This window comes from Rhizobium sp. ARZ01, from assembly GCF_014851675.1.
Classification (GTDB): domain Bacteria; phylum Pseudomonadota; class Alphaproteobacteria; order Rhizobiales; family Rhizobiaceae; genus Mycoplana.
This window is the reverse complement of the sequence record NZ_JACVAE010000002.1, coordinates 418,178-440,557: the sequence shown is the minus strand read 5'-3', so window position 1 is coordinate 440,557 and position 22,380 is coordinate 418,178. Positions and strand designations below refer to the sequence as shown.

23 protein-coding genes and 1 pseudogene are annotated in these 22,380 nt (G+C 64.0%); 10 read left to right on the top strand and 14 right to left on the bottom strand.

Annotated features, from left to right (window positions below; all coding sequences use genetic code 11):
- Positions 1 to 5: 5 nt before the first annotated feature.
- The 4 genes and pseudogenes from IB238_RS16260 to IB238_RS16245 all read right to left on the bottom strand — a co-directional run bounded on the left by IB238_RS16260 (position 6) and on the right by IB238_RS16245 (position 3,917).
- Positions 6 to 776, bottom strand: a pseudogene (locus IB238_RS16260) (isocitrate lyase/phosphoenolpyruvate mutase family protein).
- Positions 761 to 1,864 carry a methylated-DNA--[protein]-cysteine S-methyltransferase gene (locus IB238_RS16255; protein WP_192248984.1) on the bottom strand — a complete coding sequence of 368 codons (1,104 nt, stop codon included), beginning with the start codon at positions 1,862 to 1,864 and terminating at the stop codon, positions 761 to 763. Before IB238_RS16255 ends, IB238_RS16260 begins: the two are co-directional and overlap by 16 nt.
- Positions 1,849 to 2,940, bottom strand: a complete 1,092-nt coding sequence (locus tag IB238_RS16250; RefSeq protein WP_192248981.1) for a trifunctional transcriptional activator/DNA repair protein Ada/methylated-DNA--[protein]-cysteine S-methyltransferase — start codon at positions 2,938 to 2,940, stop codon at positions 1,849 to 1,851. The genes IB238_RS16255 and IB238_RS16250 overlap by 16 nt, the downstream gene beginning before the upstream one ends.
- A gap of 71 nt (positions 2,941 to 3,011) precedes the next feature.
- Positions 3,012 to 3,917: an EamA family transporter gene (locus IB238_RS16245; RefSeq protein WP_192248978.1), complete on the bottom strand. Its 906-nt coding sequence runs from the start codon at positions 3,915 to 3,917 to the stop codon at positions 3,012 to 3,014.
- A 98-nt stretch (positions 3,918 to 4,015) separates the two neighbouring features.
- On the opposite strand from IB238_RS16245, the gene IB238_RS16240 reads away from it, so the two are divergent.
- Positions 4,016 to 4,726 carry a pyrimidine 5'-nucleotidase gene (locus IB238_RS16240; RefSeq protein ID WP_192248975.1) on the top strand — a complete coding sequence of 237 codons (711 nt, stop codon included), beginning with the start codon at positions 4,016 to 4,018 and terminating at the stop codon, positions 4,724 to 4,726.
- Positions 4,727 to 4,853: 127 nt separating this feature from the next.
- Here the strand turns inward: IB238_RS16240 and IB238_RS16235 are convergent, their stop codons facing one another.
- On the bottom strand, positions 4,854 to 5,747 hold the full coding sequence (locus IB238_RS16235) for an LOG family protein (protein ID WP_192248972.1): 894 nt from the start codon (positions 5,745 to 5,747) through the stop codon (positions 4,854 to 4,856).
- Between the two features lie 219 nt (positions 5,748 to 5,966).
- Here IB238_RS16235 and dapD point away from each other — a divergent pair, with 219 nt between their 5' ends.
- From dapD to IB238_RS16215, 4 genes are all read left to right on the top strand, one after another.
- On the top strand, positions 5,967 to 6,824 hold the full coding sequence (gene dapD / locus IB238_RS16230) for a 2,3,4,5-tetrahydropyridine-2,6-dicarboxylate N-succinyltransferase (RefSeq protein WP_192248969.1): 858 nt from the start codon (positions 5,967 to 5,969) through the stop codon (positions 6,822 to 6,824).
- 3 nt (positions 6,825 to 6,827) lie between these two features.
- Positions 6,828 to 7,211 carry a DUF805 domain-containing protein gene (locus IB238_RS16225; protein WP_192248965.1) on the top strand — a complete coding sequence of 128 codons (384 nt, stop codon included), beginning with the start codon at positions 6,828 to 6,830 and terminating at the stop codon, positions 7,209 to 7,211.
- A gap of 115 nt (positions 7,212 to 7,326) precedes the next feature.
- Positions 7,327 to 8,520: a succinyl-diaminopimelate desuccinylase gene (dapE, locus tag IB238_RS16220; protein WP_192249732.1), complete on the top strand. Its 1,194-nt coding sequence runs from the start codon at positions 7,327 to 7,329 to the stop codon at positions 8,518 to 8,520.
- Positions 8,489 to 9,103: a hypothetical protein gene (locus tag IB238_RS16215; protein WP_246723682.1), complete on the top strand. Its 615-nt coding sequence runs from the start codon at positions 8,489 to 8,491 to the stop codon at positions 9,101 to 9,103. The genes dapE and IB238_RS16215 overlap by 32 nt, the downstream gene beginning before the upstream one ends.
- Before the next feature lie 6 nt (positions 9,104 to 9,109).
- On the opposite strand, the gene truA is transcribed toward IB238_RS16215, so the two are convergent.
- The 3 genes from truA to def all read right to left on the bottom strand — a co-directional run bounded on the left by truA (position 9,110) and on the right by def (position 11,410).
- A complete protein-coding gene (gene truA / locus IB238_RS16210) occupies positions 9,110 to 9,853 on the bottom strand; it encodes a tRNA pseudouridine(38-40) synthase TruA (protein WP_192248962.1) in 744 nt (247 codons plus the stop codon).
- Complete coding sequence (gene fmt, locus IB238_RS16205; protein ID WP_192248959.1) at positions 9,853 to 10,791, bottom strand: methionyl-tRNA formyltransferase; 939 nt, start codon at positions 10,789 to 10,791, stop codon at positions 9,853 to 9,855. Before fmt ends, truA begins: the two co-directional genes overlap by 1 nt.
- 94 nt (positions 10,792 to 10,885) lie before the next feature.
- Positions 10,886 to 11,410, bottom strand: a complete 525-nt coding sequence (gene def, locus IB238_RS16200; protein WP_192248956.1) for a peptide deformylase — start codon at positions 11,408 to 11,410, stop codon at positions 10,886 to 10,888.
- A 225-nt stretch (positions 11,411 to 11,635) separates the two neighbouring features.
- Between def and rmuC the strand changes: the two genes are divergently transcribed.
- Complete coding sequence (rmuC, locus tag IB238_RS16195; protein WP_192249727.1) at positions 11,636 to 12,769, top strand: DNA recombination protein RmuC; 1,134 nt, start codon at positions 11,636 to 11,638, stop codon at positions 12,767 to 12,769.
- 47 nt (positions 12,770 to 12,816) lie between these two features.
- On the top strand, positions 12,817 to 13,725 hold the full coding sequence (locus IB238_RS16190) for a ribokinase (protein ID WP_192248953.1): 909 nt from the start codon (positions 12,817 to 12,819) through the stop codon (positions 13,723 to 13,725).
- Between the two features lie 59 nt (positions 13,726 to 13,784).
- Here IB238_RS16190 and pcaF read toward each other — a convergent pair whose 3' ends face one another.
- The 3 genes from pcaF to IB238_RS16175 are packed head-to-tail and all read right to left on the bottom strand — an operon-like array spanning position 13,785 to position 16,650.
- On the bottom strand, positions 13,785 to 14,990 hold the full coding sequence (gene pcaF, locus IB238_RS16185; RefSeq protein ID WP_192248950.1) for a 3-oxoadipyl-CoA thiolase: 1,206 nt from the start codon (positions 14,988 to 14,990) through the stop codon (positions 13,785 to 13,787).
- A gap of 1 nt (position 14,991) precedes the next feature.
- Positions 14,992 to 15,780, bottom strand: coding sequence for a CoA-transferase subunit beta (locus IB238_RS16180; RefSeq protein ID WP_192248947.1), 789 nt, complete (start codon positions 15,778 to 15,780; stop codon positions 14,992 to 14,994).
- A 12-nt stretch (positions 15,781 to 15,792) separates the two neighbouring features.
- Positions 15,793 to 16,650 (bottom strand): CoA transferase subunit A, encoded by an 858-nt coding sequence (locus IB238_RS16175; RefSeq protein WP_192248944.1) that lies wholly within the window; start codon positions 16,648 to 16,650, stop codon positions 15,793 to 15,795.
- Between the two features lie 210 nt (positions 16,651 to 16,860).
- Here IB238_RS16175 and IB238_RS16170 point away from each other — a divergent pair, with 210 nt between their 5' ends.
- On the top strand, positions 16,861 to 17,616 hold the full coding sequence (locus IB238_RS16170) for an IclR family transcriptional regulator (protein ID WP_192248941.1): 756 nt from the start codon (positions 16,861 to 16,863) through the stop codon (positions 17,614 to 17,616).
- Positions 17,617 to 17,683: 67 nt separating this feature from the next.
- Positions 17,684 to 18,346: a sulfite oxidase-like oxidoreductase gene (locus tag IB238_RS16165; RefSeq protein ID WP_192248938.1), complete on the top strand. Its 663-nt coding sequence runs from the start codon at positions 17,684 to 17,686 to the stop codon at positions 18,344 to 18,346.
- A gap of 38 nt (positions 18,347 to 18,384) precedes the next feature.
- Here IB238_RS16165 and IB238_RS16160 read toward each other — a convergent pair whose 3' ends face one another.
- Positions 18,385 to 19,266, bottom strand: a complete 882-nt coding sequence (locus IB238_RS16160) for a helix-turn-helix domain-containing protein (RefSeq protein ID WP_192248935.1) — start codon at positions 19,264 to 19,266, stop codon at positions 18,385 to 18,387.
- A gap of 120 nt (positions 19,267 to 19,386) precedes the next feature.
- Here IB238_RS16160 and pobA point away from each other — a divergent pair, with 120 nt between their 5' ends.
- Positions 19,387 to 20,559: a 4-hydroxybenzoate 3-monooxygenase gene (pobA, locus tag IB238_RS16155; protein WP_192248932.1), complete on the top strand. Its 1,173-nt coding sequence runs from the start codon at positions 19,387 to 19,389 to the stop codon at positions 20,557 to 20,559.
- On the opposite strand, the gene IB238_RS16150 is transcribed toward pobA, so the two are convergent.
- Together IB238_RS16150 and pcaQ are read right to left on the bottom strand one after the other, a co-directional pair.
- Positions 20,553 to 21,290 (bottom strand): 3-keto-5-aminohexanoate cleavage protein, encoded by a 738-nt coding sequence (locus IB238_RS16150; protein ID WP_192248928.1) that lies wholly within the window; start codon positions 21,288 to 21,290, stop codon positions 20,553 to 20,555. The two genes, pobA and IB238_RS16150, sit on opposite strands and share 7 nt — an antisense overlap.
- A 64-nt stretch (positions 21,291 to 21,354) precedes the next feature.
- Positions 21,355 to 22,278, bottom strand: coding sequence for a pca operon transcription factor PcaQ (gene pcaQ / locus IB238_RS16145; RefSeq protein WP_192248925.1), 924 nt, complete (start codon positions 22,276 to 22,278; stop codon positions 21,355 to 21,357).
- Positions 22,279 to 22,380: the final 102 nt, after the last annotated feature.

Genomic DNA, 22,380 nt, shown 5'->3' with positions numbered 1-22,380 from the left:
ACCGTTCATTTGGTCCCGTAGACGTCAGCAGCCTGACGGCTGAGCCACTCGATCATCGCCCGATAGGGGCCAGGCCCGTGGCTGACGCGGGCCACCCCGAGCCTGGCGAGTGCAGTGACGTCAGGCACGCCAGCCCTCATCATCACATTGACAGGCTTCGGGACTGCCTCGCAGATGCGTCCGATCAGGTCCGGGTCGGCAAGCCCGGGCACGAAGAAGCCGCTTGCACCGGCATCGGCATAGGCTTTGCCGCGATCGATCGCTTGCTCCACCAACGCCCCGTGACGGGCGGCATCCGATTCCTGCAGGAATAGATCGGTGCGGGCATTAATGAAGAACGGCGTCTGCCGGTTCTCGGTCATCAGCCGGATAGCGCGGATCCGTAATGCCTGTTGCTCGATCGGCTAGATGCCGGAGCCGCCGACGACCTGATCCTCGAAATTGATGCCGACTGCGCCCGCATCGACGATCCGCGCCACGTTCAGCGCGACATCGTCCGGGTCGACGGCATAGCCGCCTTCGAAGTCGATCGTCACGGGAAGCTCAGTCGCTTCCACGATCGAACGGGCGATATCTGCAAGCCGAAGCAACGGTATCGCTTCCCCGTCCGGATAACCATTGGCGGCGGCAACCGACCAACTCCCCGTCGCGATCGCCTTGGCGCCAGCGGCCGCGACCGCCTTTGCGCTGCCGGCGTCCCAGATGTTGTAAAGCACCAGCGGGTCGCCCTTGCGATGCAGTTCTGAAAACGCCTTCGCTCTCAACGCTTGTTCCATGCCTGCTCCACCGCAAATAGGCCCGCTGGCCGCATCTTGGCCTCGTGTCGCAACAGCCACTGCTTGCGCCACAGTCCGCCGCCATAGCCGGTCAGCGATCCGTCCGCGCCGATGCAGCGGTGGCAGGGGACGACAATGGCGATCCGGTTCGTGCCATTGGCCCGCGCTACCGCCCGGACGCTGTCGATCGTATCGACCTTGCGGGCGATGTCGCCATAGGATCTGGTCTCGCCAACCGGGATTTCCAGCAGCGCCCGCCAGACTTTCTTCTCGAAATCCGATCCGTTGAGTGCCAGCGGCGTCTTGAACTCGGCGGACTCGCCAGAAAAATAGGCCGTGAGTTCGCGCTCCATCTGTTCGATCGGCGGTGAGCGGCCGGGAACGACACTGGCCTTCGTTTTCGCCTGCAACGACCTCAACTCGGCGGGCAAGGCCTTGCGGTCGTGAAACTCGAGGAGGTGGAGATGCGTCTGGTCGCCGACCACCACCATCGGTCCCAGCGGAGTCTCGGTCCAGTCGGCAAACAGCAGATCGTTTCCGGAAGACATAGCCGGCGCCTTACCCAGAAGCCGGGCAAAGGCCGCCCGAAAACCGCTTGGGGATTCATAGCCCGCCTCGAACTGGGCTTCAATCACGCGGCCGCCGCCGGACAGGTGGCGTGCTGCAAGGCCCAGCCGGCGATGGCGCGCATAGTCCAGGAAAGTGGTGCCAATCGTGCGCTTGAAGGCGCGACGGACCGTCGAGGGATCGAGCCCGAGCGCCACGATGTCATCCTCGACGATCCGCGCCACGTTCAGCGCGACATCGTCCGGGTCGACGGCATAGCCGCCTTCGAAGTCGATCGTCACGGGAAGCTCAGTCGCTTCCACGATCGAACGGGCGATATCTGCAAGCCGAAGCAACGGTATCGCTTCCCCGTCCGGATAACCATTGGCGGCGGCAACCGACCAACTCCCCGTCGCGATCGCCTTGGCGCCAGCGGCCGCGACCGCCTTTGCGCTGCCGGCGTCCCAGATGTTGTAAAGCACCAGCGGGTCGCCCTTGCGATGCAGTTCTGAAAACGCCTTCGCTCTCAACGCTTGTTCCATGCCTGCTCCACCGCAAATAGGCCCGCTGGCCGCATCTTGGCCTCGTGTCGCAACAGCCACTGCTTGCGCCACAGTCCGCCGCCATAGCCGGTCAGCGATCCGTCCGCGCCGATGCAGCGGTGGCAGGGGACGACAATGGCGATCCGGTTCGTGCCATTGGCCCGCGCTACCGCCCGGACGCTGTCGATCGTATCGACCTTGCGGGCGATGTCGCCATAGGATCTGGTCTCGCCAACCGGGATTTCCAGCAGCGCCCGCCAGACTTTCTTCTCGAAATCCGATCCGTTGAGTGCCAGCGGCGTCTTGAACTCGGCGGACTCGCCAGAAAAATAGGCCGTGAGTTCGCGCTCCATCTGTTCGATCGGCGGTGAGCGGCCGGGAACGACACTGGCCTTCGTTTTCGCCTGCAACGACCTCAACTCGGCGGGCAAGGCCTTGCGGTCGTGAAACTCGAGGAGGTGGAGATGCGTCTGGTCGCCGACCACCACCATCGGTCCCAGCGGAGTCTCGGTCCAGTCGGCAAACAGCAGATCGTTTCCGGAAGACATAGCCGGCGCCTTACCCAGAAGCCGGGCAAAGGCCGCCCGAAAACCGCTTGGGGATTCATAGCCCGCCTCGAACTGGGCTTCAATCACGCGGCCGCCGCCGGACAGGTGGCGTGCTGCAAGGCCCAGCCGGCGATGGCGCGCATAGTCCAGGAAAGTGGTGCCAATCGTGCGCTTGAAGGCGCGACGGACCGTCGAGGGATCGAGCCCGAGCGCCACGATGTCATCCTCCGACCAGCGCCGTTCCGGCTGCCGCTCGAGGGCCGACAGCAGGAGATCGACGGTCTCGTCCCTGCCGCGCACGCCATCCATCGGACGGCAGCGCAGGCAGGGCCGGAAGCCGGCCGCCATGCAGGTGCCGATTGATGAGCAAAAGAAGGTGTTCTGCTTGAGCGGCTTGCGCGCAGGGCACGTCAGCCGGCAGAAGACGCCCGTGGTCGTGACGCAGACATAGGCCCGCCCTTCATAGGCATCGCTGCGAGAGATAAGCGCGTCGTAAAGGACGTCGTCATTGGGAAGATCGAACAGCATGGGCGATATCTAACACCGATTCGGCGCGGGCCGGCGCCGATTTTCGGGCAGCTATTTTCCCAAAGTGAGGCCTATTTCCACATCAGCAGCAGCAGGATCCCCGCGACGATCAGCAAACAGCCGGCCACTTCCATTCGATTGATGCGTTCGCGAAAGACGAAGACGGATGCGGCGAAGGTGAAGAGCAGTTCGATCTGTCCGAGTGCGCGCACATAGGCCACCTGCTGCAAAGCCATCGCCGTGAACCAGCAGGCCGAGCCGGTCACGCCGGCCAATCCGACGAGCGAAGAGGAACGCCAGGAGCGGGCGACTCGGCCGATCTCGGCGGGATCCTTGATCAGCATCCAGACGAGCATGAAAATCGTCTGGAAGGTCGTGACGCAGGCAAGCGTCACCGCCGCCTGCATGATCGGGTTGGGGCCGTCCAGCGCGAGGGCTGCCGAGCGATAGGCAACGGCCGATATTCCGAAGATCGCGCCAGAGGCGATGCCGATCAGTGCCGTGCGTCCTGTCATCGCTGATAGCAGGTTGCGCCAGGAGAGCGGCATGCGGGCGACCGAGATCATCATCACCCCGATGACCCCGACGATGATGGCACCGACCGCACCGGGCGTTAGGCGTTCGCCAAGCAGGATCAGGCCGAAGATCGCCGCCTGCACGGGCTCGGTCTTGGAGTAAGCCGTGCCGACGGCGAAGTTGCGCAGCGAGAACAGGTAGACAAGCAGGATGGTCGCGAAGATCTGCGCAAGCCCGCCGACGACCGACCAGAAGGCGAACGTCGCATTGAGGGCAGCAAATTCGTAGCCGGCGAAGTGATGGAGAGCGATCACATAGGCAATGGCGAGCGGGAAGCCATAGCCGAAACGCACGAAACTCGCGCCTGTCGTTCCGAGCGAACTGCGCAGGTGCTTCTGCAGCGCCGATCGAAGGTTCTGCAAAAAAGCGGCACAGATGGTGATGACAACCCAGGCTTCCATGCCTGCCGGCTAGCATGGCCGCCAGCACAAATCCATCGAGGCCGCTGCGATGACGAATCCTTTTTGCTTCCTGATGCACCCGTGTCATAAGGGCGTCCATGACAGAGACGCACCGCCTTCCGACCCGTTCCGACTTCGCCCATGTCACCGAGTGGGTGTTCGACCTCGACAATACGCTCTATCCGCACCACATCGATCTCTTCGCGCAGATCGACCGCAACATGACAAGCTATGTCTCCACGTTGCTCGGCCTGTCGCGTGAAGAGGCGCGTGCGATCCAGAAGCGCTACTATCTGGAACATGGCACGACCCTGCAGGGGCTGATGATACACCACGGCATCGATCCGTCGGAGTTCCTGGAGATGGCGCATGCGATCGACTATGGCGTGCTCCCGCCCGATCCGCTTCTCGGCGAGGCAATTCGTGCGTTGCCGGGGCGGAAGTTCATTTTCACCAACGGCAGCGTCAAGCATGCGGAGATGACAGCGCGCGCGCTTGGCATCCTCGATCATTTCCACGACATCTTCGATATCGTCGCTGCGGAATACGTGCCGAAGCCGGCCGGCAGCACCTACGACAAGTTCATGGCATTGCACCGCGTCGATACCGCGCATGCCGCGATGTTCGAGGATCTTCCCCGCAATCTGCTGGTGCCGAAGGCGCTCGGGATGAAGACCGTGCTCCTCATGCCGCGCGACGACAACCACGAGTTCGTCGACGCCTGGGAGAAGAAGACCGACGAGGATCAGCACATCGACTATACGACGTCGGACCTCACCAGTTTCCTGACACGTTTGATTGACGGTTGAGCCGGCCGGCCGTCGAATTTCGGACGGCCGAAGTTGGAGCATGTTGCGCAAAACTATCCAGCGGTCTTACGCAACATGCGGAAAAATCAAGGAGCCCGAGCCGCCCGAAGGGCCACAAGCTCGGGGGTCACTTCCCCGTTCCGTTCGCACCTTCCTTGTCGAGCTTCTCGTAGAAGGCCTCGATGATGCTCCAGGCTTCCTCCGCGGTGTCGACGAACTGCATCAGTTCGACATCGCTGGGTGAAATGGTGCCGAATTCCGCCAGTGCCTCGAGATTGATGATCGAGTTCCAGAATTCCTTGCCGAACAGGATCAGCGGCACCAGTGCCATGCGCCCGGTCTGCATCAGCGTTACCGTCTCGAACAGCTCGTCCAGCGTGCCGAAGCCGCCCGGGAAGACGGTGACCGCCTTCGCCCGCAGCAGGAAATGCATCTTGCGCACGGCGAAATAGTGGAAGTTGAAGCTCAGGTCGGGCGTCACATAGACATTCGGCGCCTGCTCGTGCGGCAGGACGATATTCAGCCCGATCGAGGGCGCCCCCGACTCCGCCGCGCCGCGGTTGCCCGCCTCCATGACGCCCGGTCCGCCACCGGTGACGACGACGAATTCCTTGTACCCGGTTTCTGCCGAGCGCGCCGAGCAGAGCTTTGCGAACTTGCGCGCCTCTTCGTAATAGACGGAAGCTGCTTCGAGGTTCTGTCGCTGGGTCTCGTTGCGCGCCGCCCAGGCTTCCTGCCCGGGTGCCGGGATCCGGGCGCCGCCAAACATCACGACCGTGGAGTTGATGCCGCGCTCGGCCAGCATCATCTCGACCTTCAGAAGCTCGAGTTGCAGGCGGACGGGCCGCAGTTCCTCGCGGCAGAGAAACTCGTCGTCCACGTAGGCGAGGCGATAGGCGGCAGATGTCGACTGGGGGGTCTGGGGAACGACTGACGCTCTATGCTTGTCGAACGCGCTGTCTGCGAGGGGATCCCATACGCCACTCTTGTTGCGGAGGTTCTTTTTCTTCAGTCGTGCCATTTCACTTTCCGTTTCGATGGCCTGCGCGTCGGCCTGTTCTTCTTTGTCATTCGCGCTATCTCCGGCTGTAGCATCTCACCGACGCCGTCGCGATATCATCCGCCGGAAAAGGGGCTTCAACTTTCCGGGATCATGCTCTAGGACTTGGCACCGGAAACATCATGCCCCTCTCCGGCATCCCGATACGTCAGGATAGTGGCCGAAGTTTAAGGAATTCCGATGAACAACTCCAATGTTGCCGCCCTTGAAGCCATCGTCGAGCGCGCCTTCGAGGAACGCGAAACGATCAACACCTCGACCCGCGGCGAGGTCCGCGATGCAGTCGATGCCGCTTTGAACCTTCTCGATAGCGGCAAGGTGCGTGTGGCCGAGCGCGGGGCGGACGGCAGTTGGACTGTCAACCAGTGGCTCAAGAAGGCCGTTCTCCTGTCCTTCCGGCTGAGCCCGATGGAAATCGTTCCGGGCGGGCCCGGCGCGTCGGTCTGGTGGGACAAGGTGCCTTCCAAGTTCGACGGCTGGAGCGTCAACGAATTCGAAAGGGCAGGGTTCCGCGCTGTGCCGAACTGCGTTGTCCGTCGCTCGGCCTACATCGCTCCGAACGCAATCCTGATGCCCTCCTTCGTCAACCTCGGCGCCTATGTCGGCGAGGGCACCATGGTCGATACATGGGCGACGGTCGGCTCCTGCGCCCAGATCGGTAAGAACGTGCACCTGTCCGGCGGCGTAGGCATCGGCGGCGTGCTGGAGCCTATGCAGGCCGGTCCCACCATTATCGAGGACAATTGCTTCATCGGCGCCCGTTCCGAGGTGGTCGAGGGCTGCATCGTGCGCGAGGGTTCGGTTCTCGGCATGGGCGTATTTATCGGCAAGTCGACCAAGATCGTCGATCGCGCCAGCGGCGAGATCACGTATGGCGAGGTGCCGGCCTATTCGGTCGTGGTTGCCGGTTCCATGCCCTCCGGCGGCACCATGGCCAACGGCCAACCCGCGCCGAACCTCTACTGCGCCGTGATCGTCAAGCGCGTTGACGAGAAGACCCGCTCCAAGACGGGTATCAACGAATTGCTCAGGGATTGATCGATGGCGAACCCGGACCAGCCTCCAAGCCTGACATGGCTTTTCTTCGGCTGGTCCGGCCGCCTTTCCCGTTTGCCCTACGCACTCGCTTGGGGATTCTGGATGATGCTGGCGGCGGCCTTCCTGACACGCATGGTGATGACGCCGCATGAAGAGCCAGCCTTCGTCACCTGGACGCTTGCTTTCTTCGCCGTCGGCGTCGTTTCGACGATCTCCTCTGTAATGCTGACGATCAAGCGACTGCACGACATGGCCCTGCCGGCACCGCTCGTCCTTTGCCTCTTCGTGCCGGCCATCTCCCTCTTCGCACTGGTCGCATTCATGATCTGGCCCGGTACGCCCGGGCCGAATGCGCATGGCCTCCTGCCTGACCGACCGAAGGATTAGCGGCAGTGGAGCCCCTGGGCGAAGGCTGATGACAGCGGCAAGCCTTTGGGCTAGACCGGAAGGCGAGCCCGGCGACGCATTTCGCGCGACCAACCCGCCGGCAGGCAGCAAGGCAATGACCGCAAACGATCCCGTCCAGAACCTCGCCACCCTTATCCGTTGCCCGTCCGTGACGCCCGCCGAGGGCGGGGCGCTTGCGGCACTTGAGGCGATGCTTGTACCGCTCGGCTTCCGGGTGGACCGTATGGTAATGTCCGAGCCGGGAACGCCAGATGTCGAAAACCTCTATGCGCGCATCGGCACCGAAGGCCCGCATCTGATGTTTGCCGGCCATACCGACGTGGTGCCGGTCGGCGACGAGGCAGCCTGGACGCATGGCCCCTTCTCCGCCGAGATTGCCGGTGGTGAAATGTACGGTCGCGGCGCCGTCGACATGAAGGGTGGGATCGCCTGCTTTGCCGCCGCGGTCGCCCGCCACATCGACAGGCACGGTCCACCGAACGGCTCCATCTCCTTCCTCATCACCGGTGATGAGGAAGGGCCCTCGATCAACGGTACGAGCAAGCTGCTTGAATGGGCGGCCGCGCGTGGCGAGCGATGGGACGCCTGCCTCGTCGGCGAGCCGACTAATCCCGACCAGCTCGGCGACATGATCAAGATCGGCAGGCGCGGTTCGGTGTCGGGCGCCATCACCGTTCATGGTGTGCAGGGGCATGCCGCCTATCCGCATCTGGCCGACAACCCGATCCGCAGCGTGATCGCGCTTGCCGATGCGTTGATGGATCCGCCCTTCGATGCCGGTACTGCCGATTTCCAGGCCTCCAATCTGGAGGTGACGACCATCGATGTGGGCAACCGGGCGGTCAACGTCATTCCAGCCAGGGCGACGGCGAGCTTCAACATTCGCTTCAACGACACCTGGACGGCTGAAACCGTCAAGGCCGAGATCGTGCGGCGCCTGGACAAGGCGGCTGCCAACGACCGCCTGCGGCCCGGCCGTGCGGCCGCGCGCTACGAGATCAAATGGGCCGAGCGCCCGAGCCATGTGTTCCTGACCCGCGACGACCGTCTGATTGCCTCGCTCTCGTCCGCAATCGAGGCCGCGATCGGCCGTGTGCCGAAGCTCTCGACCACCGGGGGCACTTCGGATGCACGCTTCATCAAGGACTACTGCCCGGTGGTGGAATTCGGTCTGGTCGGCCAGACCATGCACATGGTCGACGAGCGCGTCGCAGTCGCCGACCTGGAGACGCTGACGGCGATCTACGAAACATTCCTTGCGCGCTGGTTCGGAAATGCCGGCGCTTGACGAGGTCCTGCACTACCTGACCGGCATCTGGCAGCTCGTTCGGCAAAGGCCGGACGGGTTTCGCTGGCTCGATCTGAGCTGGCGCGGGCTTGTCCGCTCCTTCTGGGCCTTCGTCTGGAGCCTGCCGGCGCTCGCCGTCATCTGGGCATCCTGGCGCCTTTACTTCATCGGCCGCATGCCGGAAGGCACAACCGCAGGCCTCGATTTCATCCTGAAGCTGTTCGTGATCGATGTGGTCGGCTGGATTCTGCCGTTGGCGCTGTTGGCGTTGCTCGCCCGGCCGCTCGGTTACGCCCAGCATCTGGCGACCATCGTGATTGCAAGCAACTGGATCGCCGTCCCGTTCGCCTATGCGACAGCCATCCCCTTCGCGCTCGCGCTTGTGGTGCCAGCCTTCTCCGCCTTCTCGGGATTGCTGCTCTACGCTGTCTTTGGCGCCAGCATCGTTCTGCAGTATCGGCTTCTGTTGATGTGCCTTGGCAAGCAGACGTTGCTTGCGGCCACACTCACGGCCCTCTTCGTGCTGCCGCCGCTTCTGGTGGGGCAGGGCCTGCAGGTGGCGTTGGGCACTTTGCCGAATTGACTGCGCTCAGTAGTCGACCTGCATGAAATAGAGCCCCTCCGGTGGCGCGACGGGACCGCAGGCCTTGCGGTCACGCGCTTCCAGCGCAGCGCGCACGTCGTCGACGCTCCATTTGCCTTCGCCGGCCAGTTTCAGCGTTCCGGCGAAGGATCGGATCTGGTTGTGCAGGAAGCTCTGTGCCGTCGCGCGAATCTCGATCAGTTCGCCGCTGCGCGTCACATCCAGCCGGTCGATCGTGCGCACCGGGCTGTTTGCCTGGCAGTGGGCCGAGCGGAAGGTGGTGAAGTCGTGCTTGCCGACGAGAACCTGAGCGGCCGCATGCATCGCCGCGTGATCGAGCGGCTTCGCCACGAACCAGGCGCGCTTGGCCTCCAGCGCCAGCGGCGCGCGGCGGGAGATGATGCGGTAAAGATAGTGGCGGCGCAGTGCCGAGAACCGGGCGTCGAAATCGTCCGCCACCTGGGCGGCATCAAGAATGGCAACTCGCTCGCCGTTCTGTGCCAGATGCGCGTTCAGGGCGTTGCGCAGCGTATGGTCCTTCCAGGCGCGTGTAAGATCGACATTGGCGACCTGCCCCATGGCGTGCACGCCGGAATCGGTGCGGCCAGCGCCGCGGATCGAGACCGCTTCGCTGGTCAGCGACAGGATGGCCTTCTCGACCGCGCCCTGTACGGAGGGCCCGTTCTCCTGCCGCTGCCAACCGACATAGGGCGTTCCGTCATACTCGATGATCAGACGGTAGCGCGGCATCAGGACAGCACCGTTCCGGCAGTGACGGGTGTGCCGCGCAGGAAGTCCGACACATCGAGCTGCTTGCCGCCGGCCTTCTGCATCCGCGTCAGCGAGACGGCGCCGTCACCGCAGGCGACGACGAGCCCGTCGGAGTCAAGCACCATTCCCGGCCCTCCTGATCCCGCCGCAAGGCTGGAACCCAGTACCTTGACCCGTTCCGCCTTTCCGGCAACCGGCAATTCGAACCAGGCACCAGGGAAGGGCGCAAGCGCGCGGATGTGGTTGTGCACCTCCGACGCCGGGCGGGTGAAGTCGATGCGGGTTTCCGCCTTGTCGATCTTTGCGGCGTAGAGGACGCCATCCTCGGCCTGCGATGTCAGCGGCAGGTCGCCCGCCTCGAGGCGCGCCATCGCTTCCACCATCAGCCCGCCGCCGGTCAGCATCAGCGCGTCGTGCAGTTCGCCGCCCGTCATGTCGGGGCCGATCGCCACGCGCTTTGTCAGCGCCACCGGACCGGTGTCCAGTCCCTTGTCCATCTTCATCACCATCATGCCGGTCTCCGCGTCCCCGGCCATGATTGCGCGCTGGATCGGCGCAGCGCCCCGCCAGCGCGGCAAAAGCGACGCGTGGCCGTTGTAGCAGCCAAGCCGCGTGCCGGTGAGGATCGCTTCGGGCAGCAGAAGGCCGTAAGCGACGACGACGGCGACATCGGCATCCAGCGCGCGAAAGGCGGTCCGATCCTCCTCCTCCTTGAAGTTCAGCGGCGTGAACACCGGGATCCCCAGTCGCTCGGCCGCCTGGTGCACCGGTGACTTCTGCAATTCCAGGCCGCGCCGTCCGCCGGGGCGCGGCGGCTGCGAATAGGCGGCGACGATCGTATGTCCGGCCTCGGCAAGCGCCGTCAGCGTCGGTACCGAAAACTCCGGCGTACCCATAAAGATGATGCGAAGCGCCATGCGGCATTGCTCCCGTCTAAGCTAGGGGGTCCGTTCAATCGGGTTTGCGCGCGTCAATCAAGCCCTTGCGTGCTGCAAGGCGTTGCGAGAGCGGTCAGATCGCCTTGGCGCCGCGCGTCTTTGCAGCCTTGGTGAACTTGCGGATCACCATGTCACGCTTGAGCTTGGAAATATGGTCGATGAAGAGGACGCCGTTCAGGTGGTCGATCTCGTGCTGCAGGCAGGTGGCGAGCAGCCCGTCGGCCTCGATTGTCTGCTCCTTGCCGTCGCGGTCGATATAGCGAACCGTGATCTCGGCCGGCCGCTCGACTTCGGCATAGTAGTCCGGGATCGAAAGGCACCCTTCCTCGTAGACCGAGCGCGCGTCCGAGGCCTTGACGATTTCGGGGTTGATAAAGACCAGCGGCGTCTTGTCCTCGCCTTCCTTCGACACGTCCAGCACCAGCATGCGGCGCGCCACACCGATCTGGATCGCCGCAAGCCCGATGCCGGGCGCGTCGTACATCGTCTCCAGCATGTCGTCGGCGAGGCGTCGCGCCTCGTCGTTGACGCTCTCCAACGGCGCGGAGACCTGGCGAAGGGTGGGATCGGGGAGAATAATCAGCGGTTTGATCGTCATGGGCCTCACTTAGCGGTTTGCCGGCCGGCTTTCAATCGTCTTGCGCTTCATCGCAAATCCCAGGGAAGTCCGTCGGACGCTCGGCGTGGTTTGTTCACGTTATGATCTATCTTCGCGTGCAAATGATGCTATGTTTGCCCCATGAATCCAGAACCAGCCCTCCAGAACGCGTTGATTCGGCTTTTCGATGCGGTCGCCCGCGATCCGGCGCTGCAGTTGGCCTGCATGTTCGCCGTACTGGTTGCGGCCGGCTGGATCGTCCTTGCCCGTCGCACCGGAAGCCGCCAGCGCGAGGCGGCGGCGGCCGCGGAGTTGCGTCTTGCCGAACTCCTGCGGGCGCAGAACGAGATGCAGGGCCGTATCGCTGCGATGGCGGAGGTATTCGGGGCGCGCCAGGCCGAGACGAACCAGGCGATCAACCAGCGCCTGGACGGGTTGACGCAGCGCCTCGGTCAGTCGATCAGCGAACAGACACGCGCCACGCACGAGAACCTTCGCCGGCTGCAGGAGCGGCTCGCGGTGATCGATACGGCGCAGACGAACATCCAGTCGCTGGCCAAGGACGTGGTCGGCCTGCAGGCGATCCTGGCGAACAAGCAGACCCGCGGCGCCTTCGGTCAGGCGCGGATGGAGACGATCGTGGCCGATGGCCTGCCGATCGGCGCCTACCAGTTCCAGGCGCAGCTTCCAAACGGCGTCCGCCCGGACTGCATCATCCGCATGCCGAACGGCCAGCCGCCGCTCGTCATCGATGCGAAGTTTCCGCTGGAGGCCTGGAACGCCATGGGTGCGGCTGCGAATGCGGAAGCCTCGAAGGTCGCGGGCCAGCAGTTCCGGCGGGACATGGAAGTCCACATCCGCGATATCTCCGAAAAATACCTGCAGCCGGGCGAAACGCAGGACACCGCATTTCTCTTCGTCCCTTCGGAATCGATTTTCGCCGCCATCCACGAGAGCTTCGAGGCCATCGTTCAGCGTGCGCATCGCGCCCGCATCGTCATCGTCTCGCCGTCGCTCCTGCTTTTGTCGATTCAGGTGCTGCAGGCGTTGCTGAAGGACCAGCGCATGCGCGAGCAGGCGCACGTCATCCAGGGCGAGGTGATCCGTCTGATGGACGATCTTGGGCGTCTCGACGATAGGGTTCGCAAGCTGCACGGTCACTTCACCTCGGCGCAGAAGGACGTGGACCAGATCCTGACCTCGACGGACAAGCTTGCCCGGCGCGGCGCGCGGATCGGCGAAATGGAGTTCGAGGCGATGACGACTACATCGCAGGCAATGCCCGCTTCCGCGCCAGTGGAGCGTGCGGTCGAAAGCCGCACCGGCCAATTGAATCTGAGAGTGGTTGACGAGGACTGATCCACTCGGGCAGTGTCCGCTAAGGCATACCGGAGGAACGCAACCCCATGATCACCGTCTTCGGATCCATCAACATGGATCTCATCGCCACGACCGAACGCCTGCCAAATCCCAGCGAAACGGTGCCGGGACACAGTTTTACCACGGCGGCTGGCGGCAAGGGCGCAAACCAGGCGCTTGCGGCACGGCGGGCGGGCTCGCTCGTGCGCATGGCGGGTGCCGTCGGCGGCGATGCATTTGCCGCCGAGTCGCTGGTGCTGTTGACCCAGTCCGCAGTGAATCTCGATCTCGTCAAGGTCGCGGACGAGCCGACCGGCACGGCCCATATCCTTGTTGCCGACGATGGTGAAAATGTCATCGTTGTCGTCGCCGGTGCAAATGGCGATGTCACTGCGGCAGATGCCAAGGCGGCGGTGTCGCAGATGTCGGCCGGCGATATCCTGGTGCTGCAGCTCGAAGTGCCGCCAGAGGCTGTCGAGATGGCGTTGGACGCGGCCAAGGCGCGGCGGGTGACGTCCGTCATCAACCTCGCACCGATGACGGCGGATGCCCGCAGGCTCGGCGCCAAGGCGGATATCGTCGTGACCAACGAGATCGAGTTCGAGCTGTTCGCCGGCAAGTCCGGCCTTTCCGATGCGGAGCGGGAGGCAGAAATGCGCTCGATCCACGATCAGACCGGGCAGACGATCATCGTCACCCTCGGCGCGGACGGCGTCATCGCGATCCGCAAGGGCAATGTTTTTCGTGCCCCGGGCCTGAAGATCGAGCCGGTCGACACGGTTGGCGCCGGTGACAGCTTCTGCGGCTACCTGGCCGCCTCGCTCGATGCGGGCCTGCCGTTTGCCGATTGCCTCCGGCGCGCTGCGATCGCCGGCTCGCTCGCCTGCCTGAAGCGCGGCGCCCAGCCGTCGATCCCGGATGCCGTCGAGGTCGATGCGCGGATGCAGGACACGTAGTGTCCCCTTCCCACAAGCGATGGAAGTGAAGGCGCCGAGGCACGGACGCCGCTACAGTCTCAAACGCGCTCCAGTGCGATCGCGATGCCCTGGCCGACACCGATGCACATGGTAGAGAGCGACCGCTTGCCACCGGTTAGTTGCAGCTCCAGAGCGGCCGTTCCGGTGATGCGCGCGCCAGACATGCCGAGCGGGTGACCAAGCGCGATGGCGCCGCCGTTGCGGTTCACGCGGGCGTCGTCATCGGCAATGTCGAGCTGGCGCAGCGTCGCCAGACCCTGGCTGGCGAAGGCCTCGTTCAGCTCGATCACGTCGAACTGGTCCTGCGTCAGGCCAAGCCGCGCCATCAGCTTCCGCGAGGCCGGTGCCGGGCCGATGCCCATGATGCGTGGCGGAACGCCGGCGGTCGCCCCGCCGAGGATGCGGACGATCGGGCTCAGGCCATGCTTCTTCGCGGCTGCTTCCGAAGCAATGATGAGTGCGGCCGCCCCGTCGTTGACGCCCGAGGCATTCCCCGCCGTCACGGTCCCGCCTTCCTTCCTGAAGGGCGTGCCGAGCTTTGCAAGCGCCTCCATGGTGGTTGCGCGCGGGTGCTCATCCCGCTCGACCAAGACCGGATCGCCCTTGCGCTGGGGGATCGTCACCACAGTGATTTCCTTCGCCAACCGGCCATTCGCCTGGGCCGCAGCGGCCTTTGCCTGGCTGCGCAGCGCGAACGCATCCTGGTCCTGGCGGCTGACCTTGAAGTCTTCCGCGACGTTCTCGCCGGTTTCCGGCATGGAATCGACGCCGTACTGCTTCTGCATCAGCGGGTTGACGAAGCGCCAGCCGATCGTCGTGTCGTAGATCTCGGCATTGCGGGAAAACGCGGCGTCGGCCTTCGGCATGACGAAGGGGGCGCGGCTCATGCTCTCGACGCCGCCGGCGATCATAAGTTCGGTCTCGCCGGCCTTGATGGCGCGGGCCGCCGCAATGATCGCGTCCATGCCCGAACCACAGAGCCGGTTGATCGTGGTCCCGGGTACGCTGACCGGTAGCCCGGCGAGCAGCGAGGACATGCGCGCGACGTTGCGGTTGTCCTCGCCCGCCTGGTTGGCGCAGCCGAAGATCACGTCATCAACCGCGTCCCAGTCGACCGAGCTATTGCGTTCCATCAGCGCCTTCAGCGGAATTGCACCGAGATCGTCGGCCCGAACCGAGGAGAGCGAGCCGCCGAAGCGGCCGATGGGGGTGCGGATGTAGTCGCAGATATAGGCTTCGGTCATGTCAGGCAGCCTCTTTGCCTTCGCTCGAATGGGCCTTCTTTGTCCGCGCATTGATGTCGCGCAGCACGGTAAGTTCGGTTTCGGTCGGAACCGGCGTTTCGGCGACGTTGTCGGCGAATTTGATCGGCCAACCGCAATTCTCGACGATCTGCTCGCGGGAGACACCCCTGTGGATCGACGTGACGGTGAGTTCCTTCGTCTGCGGATCTGGCTCGAGGATGCACAGATCAGTGATGACCTGCGTCGGCCCCGCCGTTTTGAGGCCTAGCCGCTCGCGGTGGTCGCCGCCTTCGCCATGGCCCATCGAGGTGATGAAGGGCAGCTTGTCGACGAAGCCGCGCTTGGAGAGCGCCATGGTGATGAAGATGCGGCCGCAGTTCGAGGCGATCTCCGGCGCGCCGCCGCCACCCGGCAGACGAACTTTGGGCTTGTCGTATGAACCGACGACGGTGGTGTTGAGGTTGGCGAAGCGGTCGATCTGCGCGCCGCCGAGGAAACCCGTGGTGATGCGCCCGCCCTGCAACCAGTAGCGGAACATCTCCGGCACCGGCACTGTGAAGAGCGCGGTATCGCAGAGTTCGCCGTCGCCGATCGAAAGCGGCAGCACATCCGGCTTCGTGCCGACGGTGCCGCTCTCATAGATTAGCGTAATGTCCGGCGCATGTGTCAGGCGCGCGACATTGCAGGCTGCGGACGGTGCGCCGATGCCGACGAAGCAGACGTCGTCGTTGGTCAGCGCCCGGGCCGCGGCGATGGTCATCATTTCGGTGGGGGTGAAATCGCTGCTCATCGTCATTGCTCCTTACGCCACCTTGCCCGGCTTCTTCGCATGCTTGGCGAAGTCTGCCGGTGTCGCCTTCATCACGTTCTCCTCGATCCATGCCCTGAAAGTGTCGCGGTCGCGGGCGATCTCGTCCCAGGCGATGTAGAAGGCGTTCGAACGGGGATAGTAGCCATGCGCGTAAGCGGGGAAGGCGCCGCCCGGCACTTCACAGACCGCCGTGATCGTCCAGGTCGGCAGAACGACCGAGTTGGGGGAGGGCGGGTTCAGGTCGTCGACGATCTCTTCCACCGTGACGATAGAACGCTTGGCGGCGAGCACCGCCTCCTTCTGCACGCCGACAATGCCCTCGAGCAGCACGTTGCCTTTCCGGTCCGCCTTCAGCGCATGGATGATCGTAACGTCCGGGCGGATTGCGGGGACGGCGGCAAGCACCTCGCCGGTAAACGGGCAGGTGACGGACCTGATGTTCGGGTTCACCTTCGGCAGGTCGGCGCCGATATAGCCGCGGAAGGTCGCAAACGGCAGGTTCGCAGCGCCTGCCTCGTAGGCATTGGCCATGGCCGCGTGCGAATGCTCCTCGATCTCCAGCGGCCGCGGCCACTGGTTTTCGACCGCGTCGCGGAACCGGTGAAGCGAGCCGACACCGGGATTGCCGCCCCAGGAAAACTTCATGCCGCGCGCAGCACCGACGCCGATCAACTGGTCGTAGATCAGGTCCGGCGTCATGCGGATCAGGAAGAGGTCCTTCTTGCCCTGCCGGATGATCTCGTGTGCCGCCGCATAGGGAATGAGGTGGGTGAAGCCCTCCATCGAGATGGTGTCGCCGTCCTTCACGTTCTCGGTGATCGCCTCCGCCAGCGATGTGATCTTCGCCATGTCGTCTCCTTCCCGTTGTTGCGCTCCCTCACCACGCGCAGCCCGTTTCGCGCTGCGTGCTCCTTTGCCGGTTCGGTGTGGGAGCGTGGTGAGTGGTCTCCTGGGCGGAAAATAGGCGCCGGAAAAATGCCTCCGTCAAACAGTTTGTGCGATAATTGACATTTGTTCATATATCGCACAAAAATGGACCATGAAGAATTGGAGGAGATCATGCGGGAAACGGACTTGCTCGGAGGCTTTGCCAAAGGCCTCAAGGTGATCGAAGCCTTTGGTGAGGATCATCCGCGAATGACGATAACCGACATCGGCAAGGCCACCGGATTGGATCGCGCGACGGCGCGCCGTTGCCTCCTCACATTGTCCGAGCTTGGCTATGCCGCCTATGACGGCAAGTTCTTTGAGCTGACGCCGCGCATTCTTCGCCTCGGTCATGCATACCTCTCGGCCACGCCCCTGCCGCGTCTCGTGCAGCCCTATCTCGATCAGCTTTCCGAAAAGGTCGGCCAGAGCGCCTCCGTCTCGGTCCTCGACGGAGCGGAGATCGTCTATGTCGCGCGCGCCGCGCAGAAGCGGGTCATGTCGATCAGCCTGATGCCCGGCTCGCGGCTTCCCGCCTATTGCGCATCCATGGGGCGGGTGCTGTTGGCCGCCTTGCCGGTGGCCGAAGCGCGCGCCCTGATTATGGCTACGGACATGAAGGCCAACACGGTCCATACGATAACGGACCCCGACGAACTGATGACGGAACTCGCCCGCGCCCGCGCTCAGGGCTACGCGATCATCGATCAGGAACTCGAGATTGGGCTGCGCTCGATCGCCGTCCCGCTCGAAAACGCCCGCGGGCGCGTCGTGGCAGCGCTCAACATCGGCGCGCCGGCGGGGGCGGTTCCGGTTGAGGACATGACGACGCTCCTCCTGCCGGCGATGCGTGAGGTACAATCTGCCCTCCGTCCATTGCTGCAATAATCCGTCTGCTTGACACGCGCGGAGGAGTCGGCCCCTAGTCGTACTGCGCAGCGGGAAGGAGCGGCAGATGAGCGATGGCAATGAGACTCCCGAGACCAAGCTGACGCAGACCAAGCGGCGCTGGGCGGAGCAAGGCAAGTTCCTCACCGGCCGGATCGCGCGACCGGACTCCGTCCGCCTGCCGCCCGGCCAACACCTCGTCAAGAACTGGCCGGTGCTCGATCTCGGCCAGCAGCCGGTGATCCGGCCGCAAAGCTGGCGCCTCGACATCCGCGGCGAGGTGGAGAATGCCATCTCGCTCGACTGGCACGCCTTCCACGCGCTGCCCCAGAGCGACAAGGTCACGGACATTCACTGTGTGACGACCTGGTCGCGTTACGACAATCGCTGGCAGGGTGTCTCCACCTACGACCTGCTGGACCTCGTCATGCCGAACCCTTCGGCCACGCATGTCCTGCTGTCGAGCTATGACGGCTACACCACCAATCTGCCGCTCTCGGATTTCGCGGCCACCGATGCGCTGCTCGCCACGCATTGGGAGGGCGAGCCCTTGACCGTCGAACATGGCGGGCCCGTTCGCGTCGTCGTGCCGCATCTCTATTTCTGGAAGAGCGCGAAGTGGGTCAACCGCATCGAATTTCTGGGGGGAGACAAGGCGGGCTACTGGGAGCGCAACGGTTATCACATGCGTGGCGACCCCTGGACCGAGGAGCGCTATTCGGGGGACTGAACCGCTCCGTCATGCCGCGGGCGCAGAGTGATCGGAGATCACGAGCGCTTTTCCCGCTCCGCCTCCCGCCACGCCCGCGGCGTCAGTCCGGTATGGCGCAGGAAATAGCGAGAGAAGTAGGCCGGATCGGAAAAGCCGAGGCGAAAGCCGATTTCCTGCGCAGTCGTCGAGGTGAAAACCAGTTCGCGCTTTGCTTCCTCCACCAGCTTGCGATTGATGAATTCGTGCGCGCCCGCGCCGGTCATGCTCTTCACCACCCGGTTCAGGTGCGTCGGCGATATGCCGAGCTGATCGGCATAGAAGGAGGCCGGCTTGTGGGAGCGGAAGTGCTGTTGCACGAGTGCCGTCAGCAGTTCGATCCGCCGCTCGTTCTCGTCGCCGGCGCCCTCTTCGGCATTCGAAACAGATAGCCTGGTCACCAGGGTCAGCGCCGCCGTGAGGTAGGCTTCCATCAGATCCGTGCGGCCGCTGCGCCGGGCGAGCCATTCGGTCCCGAGCCGTTCGAGGGTACCGCTGACATAGCGCGCATCTGGATTGCCCGGATCAAGCGGCGTCACGCGCGGCTCGGCCAGGAAGACCCCGAGGCGGCTGCGATCGCCGGGGGCGGCGCGCAGATGGCCGACCGGCATGGTGAAGACAAATCCATCGATATCCGTCGAAAAGCGGAAACCGTGGCCAGTCGCCGGTGGCACTGTCACGACTGCCGGCGGTACGATCCGCACAATCGTGTCGCCAAACACCGCGTCGCCCGAACCGTTTGCGGCGTAGAGGATCTGGAAGAGGTTTTCGTGCCGGTGCAGGCCGATCTCCCAGTGGTGCAGACTGCTGCGCGAGGGGATCGTCTCGCAATGCAGCCAGAACTCTGTCGCCCCTGCAGGCTTTTCGCCGTAGAGGTCGTATGTCGGGACCGTCCTCTTCATCTGTGCCTCTCCGCCTCGATGTTCGATTTGTGCAAGTTTCCGGCATGGAAGTCCATTGCTGGATCGTGCCGTCCTTCTCACAATTTGCGCAAAAGCAAATTTGGAGGGCGGGAGGAAAACATGCGCACCCAGGTCGTTATCATCGGTTCGGGTCCGTCGGGCCTGCTGCTCGGCCAGCTTCTGACCAATGCCGGCATTGACAATGTCATTCTCGAGCGTTCCAGCAAGGAGCATGTGCTGTCGCGCGTCCGGGCCGGCGTTTTGGAGCAAGGTACGGTCGGCTTGATGGACGAGGCTGGGGTCGGCGCGCGCATGCACGCCGAAGGGCTGCCGCACGACGGCTTCTCGCTTGCCTTTGACGGCCGCGATCATCGCATCGATCTCTTCGAACTGACCGGCGGCAAGCGCGTGATGGTCTATGGCCAGACGGAATTGACGCATGACCTGATGGACCGGCGGACGGCCCTCGGCACACCCACCGCCTATGAGGCCGTGAACGTCACCCCCCAGGATTTTGAAAGCCAGTCGCCCTATGTCACGTACGAGAAGGACGGTGTCAGCCATCGGATCGATTGCGATTTCATCGCCGGCTGCGACGGTTTTCATGGCGCAAGCCGCAAAGCGGTGCCGGCAGCGGCAATCAGGACCTTCGAAAAGGTCTATCCGTTCGGCTGGCTCGGCATCCTGGCCGATGTTCCGCCTGTCAACGACGAACTGATCTATGCCAACCATCCGCGTGGCTTCGCGCTCTGTTCGATGCGTTCGCATACCCGCAGCCGCTACTACATCCAGTGCTCGCTCGACGAGAAGATCGAGGACTGGTCCGACGACCGTTTCTGGGACGAGATCCGTCGCCGGCTCCCCGCCCATCATGCCGAAGCGATGGTCACGGGGCCGTCCTTTGAAAAGTCGATCGCCCCTCTGCGGTCCTTCGTCGCCGAACCGATGCGCTTTGGCCGCATGTTCCTCGTCGGCGATGCCGCCCACATCGTTCCGCCAACCGGTGCCAAGGGGCTGAACCTGGCGGCGAGCGACGTGCATTATCTCTTCGCCGGTCTCCTCGAACACTACCAGGATCGCTCGAACGCCGGCATCGACGCCTACTCGTCCCGTGCGCTTGCCCGCGTCTGGAAGGCGGTCCGCTTCTCCTGGTGGATGACCACCATGCTGCACCGCTTCCCCGAGACCAGCGATTTCGACCAGAAGATCCAGGAAGCCGAGCTCGATTATCTGACGCACTCCCGTGCCGCCGAAACGGTGCTGGCGGAAAACTACGTCGGCTTGCCCTACTGAAGGGCGGCGCGCGCTTGCCGATAGATCTCGACGGCAGCGCGGACGAGGGCGGCATTGTCCGCTGCCGGCGCGCCGTCCGGCAGTGTTTTGCCGTCCTCCAGCCCGACCCGCGTGGACCAGCGGCGCGCGGCGGCGCGGCGTGCGAAATGCCAGACCGTATCACCCATGCCATGCAGTTGGATCGGTCGCAAAATGCCAGCCTTGTCCAGAACGCCATGAATGCGATCGGCGACATCCGTCGCCTCGTCGACGTCCTGCTCTCCGATTTCGATGAGGATGCGCAGCGGCGGCCTTTCCAGCGCAAGCCCGACGAGGCGTTCCGCGTCGCCGACAGAGGCAAGGCCTGCCTCGATGCCCACCCCGCGGGCGGCAAGCTGGCGCATGACGGCAGGTGCCGTAGCCTCTGACAGATTGACCGACGCATAATCCGGTAGCACGCGCCAGCCGGCAATGGCGGAAAGCGTGCGCATCTCGCTCGCCTCGATCCATGCACCCGTCGAAATGCCGATCAAAGTGCCGGGGACTGCCATGCGCACGAGCCGGACCGTCCTGTCGACGACCTCCGCCGCAAGGCTTTCACGCCCGTCAGGCCCGCGTGTGTGAAGATGGATTTCCGCTGCGCCCGCCGCGATGCAGGCTGCAGCATCGGCAGCCATGGCGTCTGGGGTCAGTGGCAGCGCCGGATGAAAGCTCGCTTCACGCGCGCCGTTGATGCAGGCCTGAACAATCATGTCATGCTCGCCAAAAGCAATCGGGGCGGGGAGGCTGACACACGTCGGCGGCGCGCGCAATCGCTCAGGCGGCGGGCGACACGTTGCCCGCCACCTCGCGGATCGTCTGCATGAGGATGGAAAGCGGCATGGAGGGGACGGCATCGGTGCGCACCGTCAGGCCGACGGGGCCTTGCGTGCCGCTGGTGTCGACCGGCAGCGCTGCCAGCGTGCCCTCGGCGATGTCCGCCGCGACGACGCCTTCGGAGATCATCCAGATCGCGTCGCTTTGGCGCACGAAGGCGCGACCAAAGGCGTCGGAGACGGTCTCAATCTGGTTCGGCAGGCCGGCAATGCCGTTGGCGATAAGAAAGCTCTCAACGAAGGGGCGGATGATCGAGGCGCGCGTCGGCATCAGCACCGGATAGGCATCGAGCCCCGCAAAGACCGAGCCTTGCGACAGCAGCGGATGGCCGGCCCGCACGCAGAAGACGACCTTTTCCGAATAGAGGTGCTCGAAGGAGAAGCCCGCCATCTTTTCCGGCGCCGCAAGCCGCCCCACCATGAGATCGAGATCGCCGACGCGCAGCTGTTCCAGCAACACGGCATTCTCGCCCGTGACGATCTTGATCCGCGCGCCGGTGCCCTCTGCGAGGAAGAGCTGCATGGCCTTCGGCATGATGCGGGTCGAGACGGTTGGCAGCGCGCCGATGCGGATCGGCGGGGCATCGCCGTGCACCGCCTGCGAGACCGAATCGAAGCCCTGCCGCAGCGCCGTCAGCGCCGCCCCCGCATGCTTGAGGAAGACCTCGCCGTAGCGGGTGATCTTGATGCCGCGCCCATCGCGCTCGAACACGGAAACGCCGAGCACGTCTTCCAGTTCGCGGATCGTCTTCGTCACGGCCGGCTGGCTGACATGCAAGAGCTCGGCCGCCTTCATGACGCTCTTTTGCCGTGCGACCTCGACAAAGGTCTGCAGATGGCGGAACTTGATGCGGTTATCGACCATGCTTTTGCCTCTGCCTGGCAATTCATAACTTGGAGGTTAGCTAAAAAGCACGAAATATCATTTTACCTAACCAAATCAAGAGACCACTGTGCGGCGTCAGGA

Bases quoted from the DNA above. Each gene is read 5' to 3' on its own strand.
- IB238_RS16255 (WP_192248984.1), bottom strand. From the start codon at position 1,864: ATGGAACAAGCGTTGAGAGCGAAGGCGTTTTCAGAACTGCATCGCAAG.
- IB238_RS16250 (WP_192248981.1), bottom strand. From the start codon at position 2,940: ATGCTGTTCGATCTTCCCAATGACGACGTCCTTTACGACGCGCTTATC.
- IB238_RS16245 (WP_192248978.1), bottom strand. From the start codon at position 3,917: ATGGAAGCCTGGGTTGTCATCACCATCTGTGCCGCTTTTTTGCAGAAC.
- IB238_RS16240 (WP_192248975.1), top strand. From the start codon at position 4,016: ATGACAGAGACGCACCGCCTTCCGACCCGTTCCGACTTCGCCCATGTC.
- IB238_RS16235 (WP_192248972.1), bottom strand. From the start codon at position 5,747: ATGGCACGACTGAAGAAAAAGAACCTCCGCAACAAGAGTGGCGTATGG.
- dapD (WP_192248969.1), top strand. From the start codon at position 5,967: ATGAACAACTCCAATGTTGCCGCCCTTGAAGCCATCGTCGAGCGCGCC.
- IB238_RS16225 (WP_192248965.1), top strand. From the start codon at position 6,828: ATGGCGAACCCGGACCAGCCTCCAAGCCTGACATGGCTTTTCTTCGGC.
- dapE (WP_192249732.1), top strand. From the start codon at position 7,327: ATGACCGCAAACGATCCCGTCCAGAACCTCGCCACCCTTATCCGTTGC.
- truA (WP_192248962.1), bottom strand. From the start codon at position 9,853: ATGCCGCGCTACCGTCTGATCATCGAGTATGACGGAACGCCCTATGTC.
- fmt (WP_192248959.1), bottom strand. From the start codon at position 10,791: ATGGCGCTTCGCATCATCTTTATGGGTACGCCGGAGTTTTCGGTACCG.
- def (WP_192248956.1), bottom strand. From the start codon at position 11,410: ATGACGATCAAACCGCTGATTATTCTCCCCGATCCCACCCTTCGCCAG.
- rmuC (WP_192249727.1), top strand. From the start codon at position 11,636: ATGTTCGCCGTACTGGTTGCGGCCGGCTGGATCGTCCTTGCCCGTCGC.
- IB238_RS16190 (WP_192248953.1), top strand. From the start codon at position 12,817: ATGATCACCGTCTTCGGATCCATCAACATGGATCTCATCGCCACGACC.
- pcaF (WP_192248950.1), bottom strand. From the start codon at position 14,990: ATGACCGAAGCCTATATCTGCGACTACATCCGCACCCCCATCGGCCGC.
- IB238_RS16180 (WP_192248947.1), bottom strand. From the start codon at position 15,780: ATGAGCAGCGATTTCACCCCCACCGAAATGATGACCATCGCCGCGGCC.
- IB238_RS16175 (WP_192248944.1), bottom strand. From the start codon at position 16,650: ATGGCGAAGATCACATCGCTGGCGGAGGCGATCACCGAGAACGTGAAG.
- IB238_RS16170 (WP_192248941.1), top strand. From the start codon at position 16,861: ATGCGGGAAACGGACTTGCTCGGAGGCTTTGCCAAAGGCCTCAAGGTG.
- IB238_RS16165 (WP_192248938.1), top strand. From the start codon at position 17,684: ATGAGCGATGGCAATGAGACTCCCGAGACCAAGCTGACGCAGACCAAG.
- IB238_RS16160 (WP_192248935.1), bottom strand. From the start codon at position 19,266: ATGAAGAGGACGGTCCCGACATACGACCTCTACGGCGAAAAGCCTGCA.
- pobA (WP_192248932.1), top strand. From the start codon at position 19,387: ATGCGCACCCAGGTCGTTATCATCGGTTCGGGTCCGTCGGGCCTGCTG.
- IB238_RS16150 (WP_192248928.1), bottom strand. From the start codon at position 21,290: ATGATTGTTCAGGCCTGCATCAACGGCGCGCGTGAAGCGAGCTTTCAT.
- pcaQ (WP_192248925.1), bottom strand. From the start codon at position 22,278: ATGGTCGATAACCGCATCAAGTTCCGCCATCTGCAGACCTTTGTCGAG.